General features: G+C 25.8%; 16 protein-coding genes. 3 read left to right on the forward strand and 13 right to left on the reverse strand.

Going from position 1 to position 14,072, the window contains the following annotated elements:
• Window positions 1-257: 257 nt before the first annotated feature.
• From BHYOB78_RS03250 to BHYOB78_RS03280, 7 genes are all read right to left on the reverse strand, one after another.
• Complete coding sequence (locus BHYOB78_RS03250) at window positions 258-854, reverse strand: hypothetical protein (RefSeq protein WP_012671945.1); 597 nt, start codon at window positions 852-854, stop codon at window positions 258-260.
• A complete protein-coding gene (locus BHYOB78_RS03255; RefSeq protein ID WP_012671946.1) occupies window positions 851-1,516 on the reverse strand; it encodes an LOG family protein in 666 nt (221 codons plus the stop codon). Before BHYOB78_RS03255 ends, BHYOB78_RS03250 begins: the two co-directional genes overlap by 4 nt.
• A gap of 19 nt (window positions 1,517-1,535) precedes the next feature.
• Complete coding sequence (locus BHYOB78_RS03260) at window positions 1,536-1,862, reverse strand: YbjQ family protein (RefSeq protein ID WP_012671947.1); 327 nt, start codon at window positions 1,860-1,862, stop codon at window positions 1,536-1,538.
• 16 nt (window positions 1,863-1,878) lie between these two features.
• Window positions 1,879-2,205 carry a YbjQ family protein gene (locus tag BHYOB78_RS03265; RefSeq protein ID WP_012671948.1) on the reverse strand — a complete coding sequence of 109 codons (327 nt, stop codon included), beginning with the start codon at window positions 2,203-2,205 and terminating at the stop codon, window positions 1,879-1,881.
• A gap of 197 nt (window positions 2,206-2,402) precedes the next feature.
• A complete protein-coding gene (locus BHYOB78_RS03270) occupies window positions 2,403-2,924 on the reverse strand; it encodes a hypothetical protein (protein ID WP_020064207.1) in 522 nt (173 codons plus the stop codon).
• A gap of 452 nt (window positions 2,925-3,376) precedes the next feature.
• Complete coding sequence (locus BHYOB78_RS03275; protein ID WP_012671950.1) at window positions 3,377-3,655, reverse strand: hypothetical protein; 279 nt, start codon at window positions 3,653-3,655, stop codon at window positions 3,377-3,379.
• A 215-nt stretch (window positions 3,656-3,870) separates the two neighbouring features.
• A complete protein-coding gene (locus BHYOB78_RS03280; protein WP_012671951.1) occupies window positions 3,871-4,812 on the reverse strand; it encodes an SMP-30/gluconolactonase/LRE family protein in 942 nt (313 codons plus the stop codon).
• Between the two features lie 167 nt (window positions 4,813-4,979).
• Between BHYOB78_RS03280 and BHYOB78_RS03285 the strand changes: the two genes are divergently transcribed.
• Window positions 4,980-5,420 (forward strand): RrF2 family transcriptional regulator, encoded by a 441-nt coding sequence (locus BHYOB78_RS03285; RefSeq protein WP_012671952.1) that lies wholly within the window; start codon window positions 4,980-4,982, stop codon window positions 5,418-5,420.
• 14 nt (window positions 5,421-5,434) lie between these two features.
• Here BHYOB78_RS03285 and BHYOB78_RS03290 read toward each other — a convergent pair whose 3' ends face one another.
• Window positions 5,435-6,148 (reverse strand): Crp/Fnr family transcriptional regulator, encoded by a 714-nt coding sequence (locus BHYOB78_RS03290; RefSeq protein WP_012671953.1) that lies wholly within the window; start codon window positions 6,146-6,148, stop codon window positions 5,435-5,437.
• Between the two features lie 240 nt (window positions 6,149-6,388).
• On the opposite strand from BHYOB78_RS03290, the gene BHYOB78_RS03295 reads away from it, so the two are divergent.
• Both BHYOB78_RS03295 and BHYOB78_RS03300 read left to right on the forward strand, forming a co-directional pair.
• Window positions 6,389-7,921 (forward strand): sodium:solute symporter family protein, encoded by a 1,533-nt coding sequence (locus tag BHYOB78_RS03295; protein WP_020064206.1) that lies wholly within the window; start codon window positions 6,389-6,391, stop codon window positions 7,919-7,921.
• A 32-nt stretch (window positions 7,922-7,953) separates the two neighbouring features.
• On the forward strand, window positions 7,954-9,117 hold the full coding sequence (locus BHYOB78_RS03300) for a cyclically-permuted mutarotase family protein (protein WP_020064205.1): 1,164 nt from the start codon (window positions 7,954-7,956) through the stop codon (window positions 9,115-9,117).
• A gap of 444 nt (window positions 9,118-9,561) precedes the next feature.
• Here BHYOB78_RS03300 and BHYOB78_RS03305 read toward each other — a convergent pair whose 3' ends face one another.
• From BHYOB78_RS03305 to BHYOB78_RS03325, 5 genes are all read right to left on the reverse strand, one after another.
• A complete protein-coding gene (locus BHYOB78_RS03305) occupies window positions 9,562-9,780 on the reverse strand; it encodes a putative Se/S carrier-like protein (RefSeq protein ID WP_008728110.1) in 219 nt (72 codons plus the stop codon).
• Window positions 9,781-9,782: 2 nt separating this feature from the next.
• Entirely contained in the window at window positions 9,783-10,898 is a 1,116-nt protein-coding gene (locus tag BHYOB78_RS03310) for an aminotransferase class V-fold PLP-dependent enzyme (RefSeq protein ID WP_020064204.1), read from the reverse strand.
• 17 nt (window positions 10,899-10,915) lie between these two features.
• Window positions 10,916-11,488: a sulfurtransferase-like selenium metabolism protein YedF gene (gene yedF / locus BHYOB78_RS03315; protein ID WP_020064203.1), complete on the reverse strand. Its 573-nt coding sequence runs from the start codon at window positions 11,486-11,488 to the stop codon at window positions 10,916-10,918.
• Window positions 11,489-11,602: 114 nt separating this feature from the next.
• Complete coding sequence (locus tag BHYOB78_RS03320; protein ID WP_020064202.1) at window positions 11,603-12,097, reverse strand: CvpA family protein; 495 nt, start codon at window positions 12,095-12,097, stop codon at window positions 11,603-11,605.
• A complete protein-coding gene (locus BHYOB78_RS03325) occupies window positions 12,090-14,066 on the reverse strand; it encodes a methyl-accepting chemotaxis protein (RefSeq protein WP_012671959.1) in 1,977 nt (658 codons plus the stop codon). The genes BHYOB78_RS03320 and BHYOB78_RS03325 overlap by 8 nt, the downstream gene beginning before the upstream one ends.
• Between the last annotated feature and the right edge of the window lie 6 nt (window positions 14,067-14,072).

The following is a 14,072-nucleotide window of genomic DNA, read 5'->3' on the forward strand; positions in this document are numbered from 1 at the left end:
CCAAATTGGAATTAGGTTTAAAAAAAATTATTTAACGCACGGTGAGCTTAGCTACAAATATAATTTAAATTGCATTGTTAATTTGTCTATATTTTTTATTTCGTTTAGCGTGCGTTGAGTAGATATTAATTTTAATAAAAACTAGGGTGGGGCACTATATTTTCTTTATAGGCTATAAGGAATAGAAAGTAAAAATTTTATATTAAATCGATAAAGAAAAAGGGTGGGGAGTTAGAGTAAAGTTAATTTTTATTAATTTATTTTGATGAGTATATCTCTTTTATTTTAATTTCATCATAAAAAGAAATTCTGTATGAATAATGCTTCATAACATTTTCTAAAGTATCCAAATCAGGCTTTATATATAATGATACACTTGCAAGCTCCGAAGACCACCAAATTATATACTCTTCAAAAGGTTTTTTATAAAATGAATAATGCTTTACATCTGTTTTTGTTATTTGACCATATTGAAAAGTAAGCTCTTCTTTTATATTGTTAATGTCGGCCATAGTTACAGGATTGTAGAATGAAGGATTATTATATATATCACCTATATGATTGCATATCTCTATTCTATAAAGTTCATTATTGTAGAAATATAAATAATATGCTAATTTTTGAGTATCATTTTTATATATATTAAGAACAGTATTATTTTTTAATTCAAATGATTCAAAAAAATCAGCATATACATTTAGATTATAATTAGTAATTTTATTATCAGCTTCTTCAATGCTCATTCCAAATTTCAAATCTTTATAACCATTTAGGTCAAAAAGCTCAGGCAATTGAGCAAATACTATATTTATGTTGATTAATAAAATTACTATTATATATTTTATATATTTCATTTTTGTTTATTGCTATGAAAAGAATTAATTATATCTAAAGCAGCCTGAGGAGTTTCTGCATATTTTATTAAATTTAAATCTTCAGGATCTATATAATTTTCTTTAATCATATCTTTTTTTATCCATTCTATTAAGTCAGTGTAATAACTAGAATTCATAACTATAAGAGGCATTCTGTCAAGAACTTTTGTCTGTATTAAAGTGAGAGTTTCAAACATTTCATCCATAGTACCGAATCCGCCTGGGAATATTATTACAGCTTTTGCGTATTTTAAGAACATCACTTTTCTAGCAAAGAAATATCTGAATTTTAATTCTTCTTTAACATAAGGATTAGTTTTCTGCTCAAAAGGCAGTTCTATACATAAACCTATAGAACCTGCATTAGCATCGAAAGCACCTCTGTTTCCTGCTTCCATTATACCAGGACCGCCTCCTGTAATTATATCATATTTATTTTCTCCTAATAATTTAGCTGTTTCATAAGCTAATTTATAGTGAGGATGATCTTGGGATGTTCTTGCACTTCCAAATATAGAAACAGCATTTTTGTAGTAGGACATGGTTTCAAATCCTTCTACAAATTCTCCCATTATTCTGAATATACGCCAAGATTCATTAGGCATATCAGAATTCTGTAATTCATAAACTTCTCTTCTCATTAATAAATTTTCCTTATATTTATTTTATTATTACAGCAGTACCATAAGCAATAACTTCTGTAGTACCTTCCATTACAGATGAAGATGAATAATGTATTCCTATTATAGCATTAGCACCTAGTTTTTTAGCTTCTTCTATCATTCTTTTAGTTGCTATTTCTCTAGCTTCATTAATCATCTCTGTATATCCCTCAACTTCACCGCCTACTATATTTTTAAGACCTGCAAGCAAATCTTTTCCTATATGTTTTGCCTGAGCTATATTTCCTTTAACCAAACCCAATAATTCATAATTATATCCATTAGGTAAATAATCAGCTGTAAATAATTTTATATCGTTATCCATTTTTACTCCTCATAAATTATTTCAATACAATAGCAGTACCATAAGCAACAACTTCTACAGTTCCAGGAAGTACAGAAGATGAAGAAAAATTAATTCCTATTATAGCATTAGCATTTAATTTTTTAGCTTCTTCCAACATTCTTTTTGTAGCTATTTCTCTAGCTTCATTAAGCATTTCAGTGTAACTTTCAACTTCACCACCTACTATATTTTTAAGACCTGCAAGTAAATCTTTTCCAACATGCTTAGCTAAAGATACATTTCCTTTAACTAATCCTAACATTTCATAATTATAATTGCTTGGTAAGTAATTAACAGTAAACATTTTAATATCAGCACTCATTTGTGAATCTCCTATATGTATTATAGTATATTATAAAATATTATGTTAATTTCTCGGAAAAGTATAAATATACTTAATGATTTTTTATAATAATGATTATGATTAAAAATTTTTATAATGAAGACTATAAAAAAGGGTTACTGCAGTATAAACTACAATAACCCTTTCTATGTTTTATTATTCATTAATTAATATTTTTATTTCATTATACCCCATTCTTTCCATAATCCAACAGTGTAATTTTCTTCTTTCTGAGAAACATCAGTATTTATGAATTGACTATTAGAAGTAGAATTAAACAAAGATTCTTTACTATAGCCTGAATTGAACAAGAATTCAGTTTGAGAAGGTGCATTGATGAATAGTTCTAATTTTTGATCATCTAATAATATATTAATAAATAATTCTGGATTTTGATTAATAATATTAAATAGCTCAGGGTTATTTTCAAGAACTGTGAACAATTGAGGGTTTTTTTCCATATTATTAAATAATATATTTGCCTCTTTTTCAGATTTAAACAATTGACTATTATTTTCTAAAAAAGAAAATAAATATTCATTTTCATTAACTGTATTAAATGTAATAGGATATCCCTTTTCCTTCAACCAGTCTATCACTGAGTCAGGTATATTATTTTTAGCAACACCGCTTTGAGCATAACAGAATAATGAGAATAATAAAACAAATAAAAATAAGAAAATTATAAACTTTTTCATTGTGATTCCTCCTATATGATAAAAGTTTTAATTATATTTTATAAATATTAAATAAAAAAATCAATATCAAAATATTTTTATATTTATAATATTTTGATAAAAATCCCTTTATTTAAAAAACAAAAATATAATACATTTGTCAAAAAAATAATAAATTATTATATAAATTTTTGTTATTTTTTATGATGATAAACTAATAATTCTATACGATTTACTTTATTTTAAAAAAATAGGATTGCAATTTTGATATTGCAATCCTTACAACCATTTCTAATTTACAAAAAATTGATGTTAATTAGAATAGGAATAGGAATAAAAAAAATAATTTTTTCATAGCAGTTACCTCCTAAATGAAAAATATTTTTTGTTATTTACTAATAAAACATAAATGTTTAAATAATGTTAAAATTTAAAAAATAATAAAATAAAGTTGATAATATAAATTATATTTGCTATTTCATAATCCCCCATTCTTTCCATAATTTAACCATTTCAGGATCATTTGATGAATATATATTTAGATTAGTATATGATATTCCTTTATATCTATATTTTATGAATATTTTATCTGAATTTTTATCTATAAAAGGAAAGAAAAATCCTAATAATTTTGTATTATTTTCTGAAGAATAAGTAGTAGTGCTTATAAATTTATTGCTTTCTTTTTGGGGATAAGAAAATAATGAAAATACTGTAATGAATAAAAATAAGAAAATTATAATTTTTTTCATAATTGCATCTCCTTATTATATAATTCACCTTTTTAAAATAAACAAAAAATATAAATTATAGTAAAACATTAATGTGATATATTATTATTTTTTTTATATATTATATACTATTTATGTTACAAAAAGTAATATATGATAGTTTAAAAGATAATAAAAAACATCCCCCATATTTTTTATAATTTTATATAGGAGATGTATAGAAGAAGTAATTAATTTTATAGTTGTACTTTTTTTATTAGGCTAGTAGAAAGTTCTGGAATATAAATAACATTATTAACTAAATCTATATCAGCAACTCCGCTTAAAGAACCTTCGATTTTTTCTAATTGCTCTTTAGTATTTAAATCAAATACATATATGCATGCATTGTTATTAGCACCATTTTCACCCCAATCAGAAACATATAATTTACCATTAGCTATAGCAATACCATCTAAAGCACCTGCACCTAATCTTGAAGCGGTCCATTTAGTTAATCCTGTACCGTCTGTTTTTAAAGTATAAATATCGCCTCCATTAGCATCGCCTCCGAATGTACTTCCAGCTATATATAATACTCCATTATCTAGTAATATACCATTAGCACCAACTACTTCTGGTACAGATGAAGTTATAGATAATGCTGAATTATTATCAACTTTAACAAAATGAACTGTAGAAGCTCCTGTATCAGTTAGGGCTACAGTTGTTGGATCTATTACTACTGTATCATTTAAGAATTTAGAACCTTCTATAGGGAGTTTAGTTATTATTTTATTTTCTTTTACATTAGCTAAAACTAAATTTCCTGTCATAGAGCTGTCATTTACTTGATCAGGAATAATAATAATATCATCAGTTAAAAAAGAAAAACCTTTAGGACTGTCTAATTGTCCTTCAAAAAGTTTTTGAGGATTAGAACCATCTTCATTAGCAACAATTATGAATCCGTCTGCTGGAGCATTAGGATCTCCCAAATTAGCTATATATAATTTTCCGTTTTTAAATTTAACACTTTCAGGTGCAGCTAATCCTTCAACATTAATACCTACTGCTTCTTTTTTGGTTGGTTCAGCTGCTGCTGTATTATTAGATGCTGGTGCTTTTTCTGCATTATTTGAGCATGATACAGCGAATAAAAAAGCTGATAAAAGTATAGCATTACAAAATTTATTCATTTGTAAGTTCTCCTTATTAGTAAAAATTTTTATTAAGTTTATAGTATTTCAATAATAATATCAATAAAAAATATAAAACAATTGTTACCAAAATGATTACAATTATTTTATGTTATTCTATATATATTTATTGACTATTATAATTTTTTGATTATATTTATAATATTATGAAAATTAATACTAAATTATCAGTTGCTGCTCATATAGTTTTATGTATAGCATTTTTTGAAAATGAAGGCACTACATCTAATTTGCTTGCCAAAAGTGTAAGAACTAATCCTTCTATAATAAGAAAGATTTTATTGAAACTTCAGGATGCAGGAATAGTTGAAACTAATAAAAAGGGAAGTAAACTTATAAAAGATGAAAAAGATATAACGCTTCTTTCTATATATGAAGCTGTTTTCACAGAAGAGGAGAGGGGGCTTTTTAATTTTCATGAACCTAATCATATATGTCCTGTAGGATGTGCAATGTTTGATGTTCTGGGTGAAGAGTTTAATAATGTAAGGCTTGATTTTGAAAAGTCTATGTCTAAAATAACAATTAAACAAATAGCTGATGAAGTGAGAAAAAGAAAAAAGCATCTGGATTTTATGAATAAATAGTTTTTTAGATTATATTAATTTTTTATATTTATAATGCTTATTCTGTTTCCGTCTAATTCTATAATATTTTCTTTTGATAATCTGTTTAATTCTCTTGACAGTGCGCTTCTGTCTGCTGATATAAACTCTGCTAATTTATCTCTATTGAATGGTATAATTATATTTTGAGATTTCTGAATATTTGACATATATTTAAGGTATATTATTATTTTGCTTCTTAAACTTTTCTGGCTGAGTATATCATTTTTAAAAGCTAGGAATTTATTTTTATCAGATATTACTCTTAATAAATTATGCAGAAATATATTTTTGATATTATTATCATTAGCTTTAAATATATTTTCTATATTTATTTTTATTAATTCAGTATTTTCTAATGCAAGAGCCTGAATAGATGATATTTTATTTGTAGAAAAAGCAAATGCTTCTGCAAATATATCACCTTGATTTAATATATTTACAATATTTTTTCTTGTATCATCATATTCTTTTGAAATTTCTACTTTTCCTTTCAATATAATATATATACTTTCTACTATATCTCCGGTATCTATTATTATATTTGATTTTTTAAAAGATTTTTTTTGTATTTTAAAATCATCTAAAATATTAATGATTTCATCTTTACTTATATTGTTAAATACTTCTGATTTTATTAAAATATCTATATAGTCATTCATCATATGTTCAATTAAAATATTAATATTATTGTTAGTTAATGCTAACATTTTTTTATAAAAAATCAATATATTTATTATTTAATTATGATTTTTTATATTATTATAATAATTTTTGCAACTTTAAGTAATAATAAGTAATAAATAAATGATTTTTAGTACGTTTTTTGTATAATTCTAATTTTTTTATTATAAAATTTAATTTATTTTAATATTTTATTGACAACGCAAATTTATTTGACTATACTATAATTGTTCACGTGAACAATATTATTTATAGGAGAACTAAATATGGCTTGGCATTGGTTTGACTGGGTAGTCATCGGACTATATTTCATCGTAATGTTTTTAATTGGTATGTTCTTTGCTAGAAGAACAAAATCTACAGATGATTATTTCAAAGCTGGCGGAAGGGTGCCTGCTTTGGTAACAGCTATGAGTATTTACGCTACAGCTTTATCATCTATTTCATTTATAGCTATACCTGCTTCTGTTTATAATAACAGCTGGCTGCTTGGTATGGCTCCTCTAGGAATTATTTTAATGGTATTATGGGCTGCTTATACTTTTGTACCATTCTTTAGAAGAGTTAATGTTACTACTGCTTATGAATATTTAGGAAGAAGATTTGATAATTCTTTCAGACTTGTCGGCAGTTTGACATTCATACTTTTCCACGTTGTAAGAATGGCAATAGTTATTTATCTTCCTACATTGGCAATACAGCAGGTACTTCCTACTCTTAACCCTGTTTTAATAACAGTTATAGTATCAATATTCTGTGTTGCTTATACATCTATGGGAGGTATAGAAGCAGTATTATGGTCTGATGCTATACAAACAGTTGTACTTCTTTTAGGTGCTTTCTTAGTAATTATAGTAGGTTTCTCATCTGCTCCTGAAGGAATAGGTCAAGGATTCAAACTTTTAGCTGATGACGGAAAAATCATAAGCCCTGATTTCTTCTCATTAGACTTAGCTAAATCTAGTATTTGGGTTATGATAGTTGGAGGATTTGTTAACTCTATTTATTCTTATGTTGGCAGCCAGGATATAGTTCAAAGATATGCTACAAACAAAGATGAAAACGAATCTAAAAAAAGTTTGTTTATGAATGTTCCTTTACTTTGTACTAGTGTAATAATATTCATAGGTATGGGTTCTGCTTTATATATTTACTTCCATTTCAAAACTACATTACCTGAAAATGTTAATGGTAATGCTATACTTCCTTATTTCGTTGTAAATGCTTTACCTGTTGGTATATCTGGACTTGTAATAGCTGCTATATTTGCTGCTGCTCAATCTACAGTATCATCTAGTTTGAACTCTGTTTCTACTTGTATGACTGCTGATATATTAGAATATCTTAAACCTGGAATGGAAGATGCTTCTAAATTAAAATTTGCTAGATTATCAAGCTGGATAGTAGGTATATTCAGTACTTTACTTGCCATTTACTTCATATTTAATGGTCAAGGTGATATGTTCTTATATTTCCAAGCTATAACAGGTCTTTTAGGCGGTCCTATAGCTGCTGTATTCTTGGTAGGTATATTCTTTGATAAAGTTGAAAGTAAAGCTGTATGGGTTGGATTTGCTCTTTCTGTTATAGTAGCATTCTATGTAAGTGATCCTGCTGGTATGCTTACTAAATTTATACCTGGATATGCTAAACCAAAAATCTTTGAGTTTATGATTTCATTCATAATCATAGGTATTGGTGTAGTTGGTTCTTTATTAGCTTCTTTTGCTTTTGGAAAACCATCTGCAGAAAAAATAAAAGGTTTAACTTATTCTACTACTATTAAAAATCAAAAATAATATAAAGTAGAATTATTATAAGGAAATAAAAAATGAAAAAAATTGGTTTAATATTATTATTTATATTTACTATATTTGCTTTAAGCTGTTCAACTAATACTGCATCTTCATCATCAAATGCTAATGTATTAGATTCAAAAGTTGATAAAAAAATAGTTTGGGAAATGGGCGGACATTTACCTGCTCAAACAGGAATGGAAAAAAACATTGGTACTGCCGGAGTTTTATATGGTTCTTTAGGCGGTAAATATATAGTTGTTGGCGGCGGTGCTAATTTCCCTGAAGAGTCTGTACTTAATGGCGGAGCTAAAAAAACTTATTCTGATATTTACATGCTTGAAGATAAAAACGGCGTATTAGAAGTTGTTGAGCATATTAATTGGGAAAATGAGTTGGGATATGGTGCTTCTGTAACTGTTACAAATGGAATATACTATATAGGCGGTTCTTCTAATCCTGAAGCTGATGATGATATATTATTTATTACATTAAAAGATAATAAATTAAATGTTGAAAAAATAGGCGACTTACCTTTCACATTACAAAATGGTGTAGCTGTTTATAAAGATAATAAATTATATGTTATCACTGGTAAACAAGCAGGTAAAGGAAGCAACAAAGTTTGTGAGTATGATTTGACTACTAAAGAAGCTAAAGAATTAGCTCCTGTACCTGGTGAGGCAAGCAGAACTCAGGCTGTTGCTCAGTTATTAAACGGAAACATATATGTATTCAGCGGCGGTGATGCTACTGCTTATACTGATGGTTATAAATATGATTTCGCTAATGATACTTGGGAAAAAGTTGCTGATGTAGCTTTGAATGGTGAAGGAATATCTTTGCTTGGTGCTGTATCTGTTAAACTTAATGAAACAGAAATGCTTGCTATAGGCGGATTTAACAAAGCTGTTTATGATGATGCTGTTTATAATTTAGGAAATCTTAAAGATGCGGCATTAGCTGATTTCAGAGCAAAATATTTTGGTGCTGATCCTTATGAATTTAATTGGAACAGTAACATATTAATTTATAATTGTGAATCTAATACTTGGAAAACAATAGGGGAAGTTCCTTTTGATGCTCCTTGCGGAGAAGGTTTAATATTGATAGGAAACAAAATATATTCTATCAATGGTGAAATCAAACCTGGTATTAGAACTGATAAAATGTATGTTGGTACAATTATGGCTAAATAAAGACACTATCTATTATTAAAAGTTTTCCATAAATAAGGGCTTACTTAATAAAAAGTAAGCTCTTATTTTTTATTATTAATAATCAAAATTTATATTTTAAATCTCGCCCTTTATGCTTTTTATGTTATATGCATATAAAGTTTTTCTATATTTTTTGCTTAATTCATAAAAGCATGCCCGCCCAATTTTTATTATATTTTTTATTTTATTTAACGCACGCTGAACTTCGCTATGAATATAATTAAATTTGAATTATTAATTTATCTTTATTTTTTATTTCTTTTAACGTGCGTTGAGTAGATATCAATTCTAATCAAAACTAGGGTGGGGATAAAAATAACAGATGAAGTTTAAAATAAATATTAGATAAAAACGACATAGTTGATAGAAAACCTAAAGGGTGGGATTATAAGAATAGCCCAATAATTTAATTATGATTCAAAATTATTCCATATCTTTAATAGTTACAACTAATCCAGCAGCTTCAAGTAATGATATAATATATAATTTATCTTTATCTTCTATATCTATAGCCATATTGCATACGCCAAATACAGGTTCAGGAGCAGGGCGAACAACAACTTCTATACCAGCGTCTAGTAAAATTTTTTCAGCCTTAATCAAATCTCTTGGAGTTTGTAAATAACAAAAACTTTTTACCATAATTACTTTCCTAATACATTTATTAAATATTCTAAATCTTCTTTCGTTGTATAAGGTGAAAAAGAAAATCGTAAAGCACCGTTATCATTTTTATAAAAGTTATGGGCTAAAAATGAACAGTGAAAACCATATCGGCATTCTATATTATAATCTTCATATAGCTTATGAGCAAGATTAGACATATTTATACTGCTGTCAATATCTGCTATAGAAAATAAAAATCCTTGAGTATCTTTATTTTTAGACCATATAACTTTATATTTATTCATATCTTCTATTTTTTTTATTGTGTAAATTATATCATCTATATTAATATTCCAATTAGGTCTGTTCTTCAATGCTGCTAAAAGTCCTATTATTCCAACAGTGTTTGGAGTACCAGATTCATATATTTCAGGTATACTATACGGAGTTTCATAGCCATCACCAAAACCGCCTCCAAAATATGCCGGATTTAACTTTTCAGGATTTTTAACATAGAAACCTCCTGTACCTGTAGGGCCAAGAAGTCCCTTATGTCCTGTAAAAGCTATAAAATCTATATTCCATTCATCTGCTTTTATATCATGTATGCCTACAGATTGGGTAGCATCCACAAGTAATGGTATATCTCCTATAGTTTCTTTTATTTTTTTTATAGGCTGTATAACTCCGCTTATATTACTTTCCATATTAATAATAACTAATGATATCTTTTCTTTTTTTATTATTTCAGAAAGCGCTTCTATGTTTACTATTCCTCCATCTAAAGATGGTATTATTTTATACTCTACATTTTTATTTTTACTTAATTTATGTATTGGTCTTACTACGGCATTATGTTCCAAAGCCGATATTAAGATTTTGCAGTTATTTAAATCCAGTCCTATAAGTATATCATTTATTGATCTTGTAGCCCCTGGTGTAAATACTATATTTGAGGCATCTTTTACCCCCAAAAAGTTTTCAGCTAATAAATCTCTGCATTCTTCTATTTTTTGAGTGGTTTCTTTACCTCTTTTAGTATTAACTCTTCCATAAGTTCCGCCTATATTCATTAAAAAATTATACATTTCTTCTGCAACTTCTTTCGGCTTTGGAAAACTAGTAGTGGAGTTATCAAAATAATAATTTTTCATAATACAGTTTTAATTTTTTATGCTCTTATAACGGCAGAAGCATTAGCCATAGCTTCTATAATACCAAGCATATTAGTTTGTTCTTCAACTTTTATTTCATTTAATTCATAAAATTTAACACAAGTACCGCAGAAAAATATTTTTATTCCTGCATCTCTTAATTCTTGTAATAAAGTTTTATAAGGCTCTTCAACACCTAAATAAACTCCTCCATTATAGCAATATAATGCTTCTGGTTTTGGGTTAGCATCTTTTAATGCTCCTAAAAATGCTTTTAATAATAATTCGCCAAGTTCATCATTTCCCTGTCCCATAACCTTTTTATCTATAACAGCTATAACAGGACCTGAAGATTTTTCTTTATTAGTATCATTAGAAGATAAATCTTTATTTTTAATAATCTTGAAATTTTTACCTTCGTTTGTATATGTTATGCCGTTATTTTTTAAAAAGTCTGTAATATTGTGAAATGCCACTTCATCATCTATCAATACTTCTATTTCTTCATTAAGAGCAGCATTTGTTATTGCAGTTTTTGTTAAAATTAATGGTTTTGGGCAAGGTATGCCTCTAGCATCTACTGTTTTCATAATTTTACTTCCTTATAAAAAATTTGTAATAATAGCATATATGATATATTAAAAAAAATTTATTGTCAATTATATGTAATAAAATAAGATTTAATAAAATATGTTAAATGGTTTTTATGCAATAGAGTTATATATAAAATGCACCATGTAATTATCTTGTTCAAATGATAAAAATACATTATGAAATAAAGCAAATATATAATTTATTATAATTGATTTTGAAAATATCTGAGTGTTTTCAGGAGATAAAGTTATAATTATTCCTACTATCAAATAAATTATAGCTGTTGATATAAATAATAATGCTGCTGCTCCAATTATTCTATCCACCCAAGATAGATATATAATTTTTAGTATATCTTTTATACTTTTTTCAACTTTTGAAAGTATTATTCTAATGATAGAGTAGGTGGCTATTAAAGATATCACTTTTAATATAAATGAATGATCAAAATATTTGGACATATGATTATATATTAATGGTGCTATTACAAATGTTATTATTATGGCTATAACAGGGATTATAGTTGATATTAATCCCTTATATAATCCATATATTAAAGCAAAAGCTAATATTGTAATTAATAGTATATCAATATTACTAAACATTTGATGATTTCTTTAATAAAGCTATTATAGGGGCAAATGTAAAGCTGCTTTTCTTTCTATGCGTATTAATAATATTTGATAATGCTTCTATATCGGTATGAGAGAATGAAGAATAGTTTCCTATTTTTTTAGTTATTTCATTAAGATCATCTTTAGATTTTATTACATTATTAAAATTATTAAATATTTTGTATACATCTTGATTCTGATATTCTATTTTAGAATTTAAGTTATTTTGAACCTCAAGCATAGCAGATATATTTTCTTTTATTGATAAAACTATTAAATTTTGATTTACCAATATATTTGACATTACTTCATTATACTGCTCTAAAGATTTAAAGTGGCTCAATTTTTTAGAATCATTATTTATATTATTTTCCATTTCTTCAATAAATTTATCTATAGTATCAGATATTCTATTTATTTCTTTTGCTATTATATTACATCTGTCTTTTATATAAAATGAAGAATTTTCTATCATAACCAATCCTGCAAATATATCAGTAAGCATTTTTTCTATTGATTCTGTTCCTTTAGATATTTCAAAGGATAAAGTACCTATTTCTTTTGCTACTACTGAGAAACTTTTACCATAAAATCCTGCTTTAGATGCTTGAATTCCTGCATTAATGGATAGAAGATTAGTTTTATTAGTTATTGATTTAATATATTCTATTGTATTATATATAGATTCTGTAATGCTGTTTACATCTTTAAATTGATTTGCAGAATCCATTATGGCGTTTAAAAATTTATTAGAAGTTTCTTTAAAACTTTCTTTTATAAGTCTTAATTCATTTTTCAATGACATTATTTGTTCATTAGAGAAATCTGACTCTTTCATATTAGAAATAGTTTGATTTAATACTCTGAAATGTTCCTGCATCTGCGATTTATATTTATCAAAGAATGTAAATATAGTATTGGTATATTTTAATCCGTCTTTTATTATATTTTTTTTGCTATTTTTAGCTTCTATCAATCTGTCATTTGCTTCCAAAATAGAATCTATTTTAGAGCTTATTATATTATATGCATCTTTTGCTTCTTTATCTATTTCAAAAACGAACATAGATGTGTCCATTAAATTTTTGTCTATTATATTTAATTGTTCAGATATCTTATCTATGTTATTTAATGTTTTTAAATTTAGATGCAATTTATTATTTAATACACTTTCTTTCTTTATTGACTCTAAAGCATTTTTAGCGAAAGATGAGAATATAGATATGGATCTGAATGATGATGATATTACTATAGCAAATCCTATTCTATCAAAACCAATATTATCCAAAGTTTTTTCTAAATATAAATATCTTACTATTAATACTAATGCTATAACTATTGATATAATCATAAGTACATTAGTTTTATAATCATAATTCATTATCATATCTGTTAAAGTAGATATAAACATAATTAAAAATACTAATAAAATGATATAATTTTTAAATAGATAAAATAGTCCAACAGCTTTTATATAGTATGAATCTGTATTAGTCTCTGATTCATAATAATTAATTGTAACTGTAATGAATCTTCTAGGATACATTATACTAGCTACTATCAAAGCAATAGATAATATAAGTATTATTACAAATACAGTATTATTTAAATTCATCAAATTTTTATTTTTTGATATAAAACTTTTTGAGTTTATAGGCATTAATACTATTGCTACAAGCAGTATTATATTATTCGCTAAATACAGCACCATAGATAAATTTGGATTAACTTGCTTTGATCCGTAAGTAGATAAAAATATTATAATAAGAGATATAATATTATATATGAATATAAATGATAAAGTAACTGAAATAGTAATATATGTAACTTTTTTTGTTTTTATAGATAATAACAAATATATCATAATAAAAACTGACATTAAAGAAATACCAATTATAGGTGCTAATAATTGTATTACTGTTATATTATATCCATATATTAAATTTGAAAATATATTCATAGCTAT

The organism is Brachyspira hyodysenteriae ATCC 27164, assembly GCF_001676785.2.
Lineage (GTDB): Bacteria > Spirochaetota > Brachyspiria > Brachyspirales > Brachyspiraceae > Brachyspira > Brachyspira hyodysenteriae.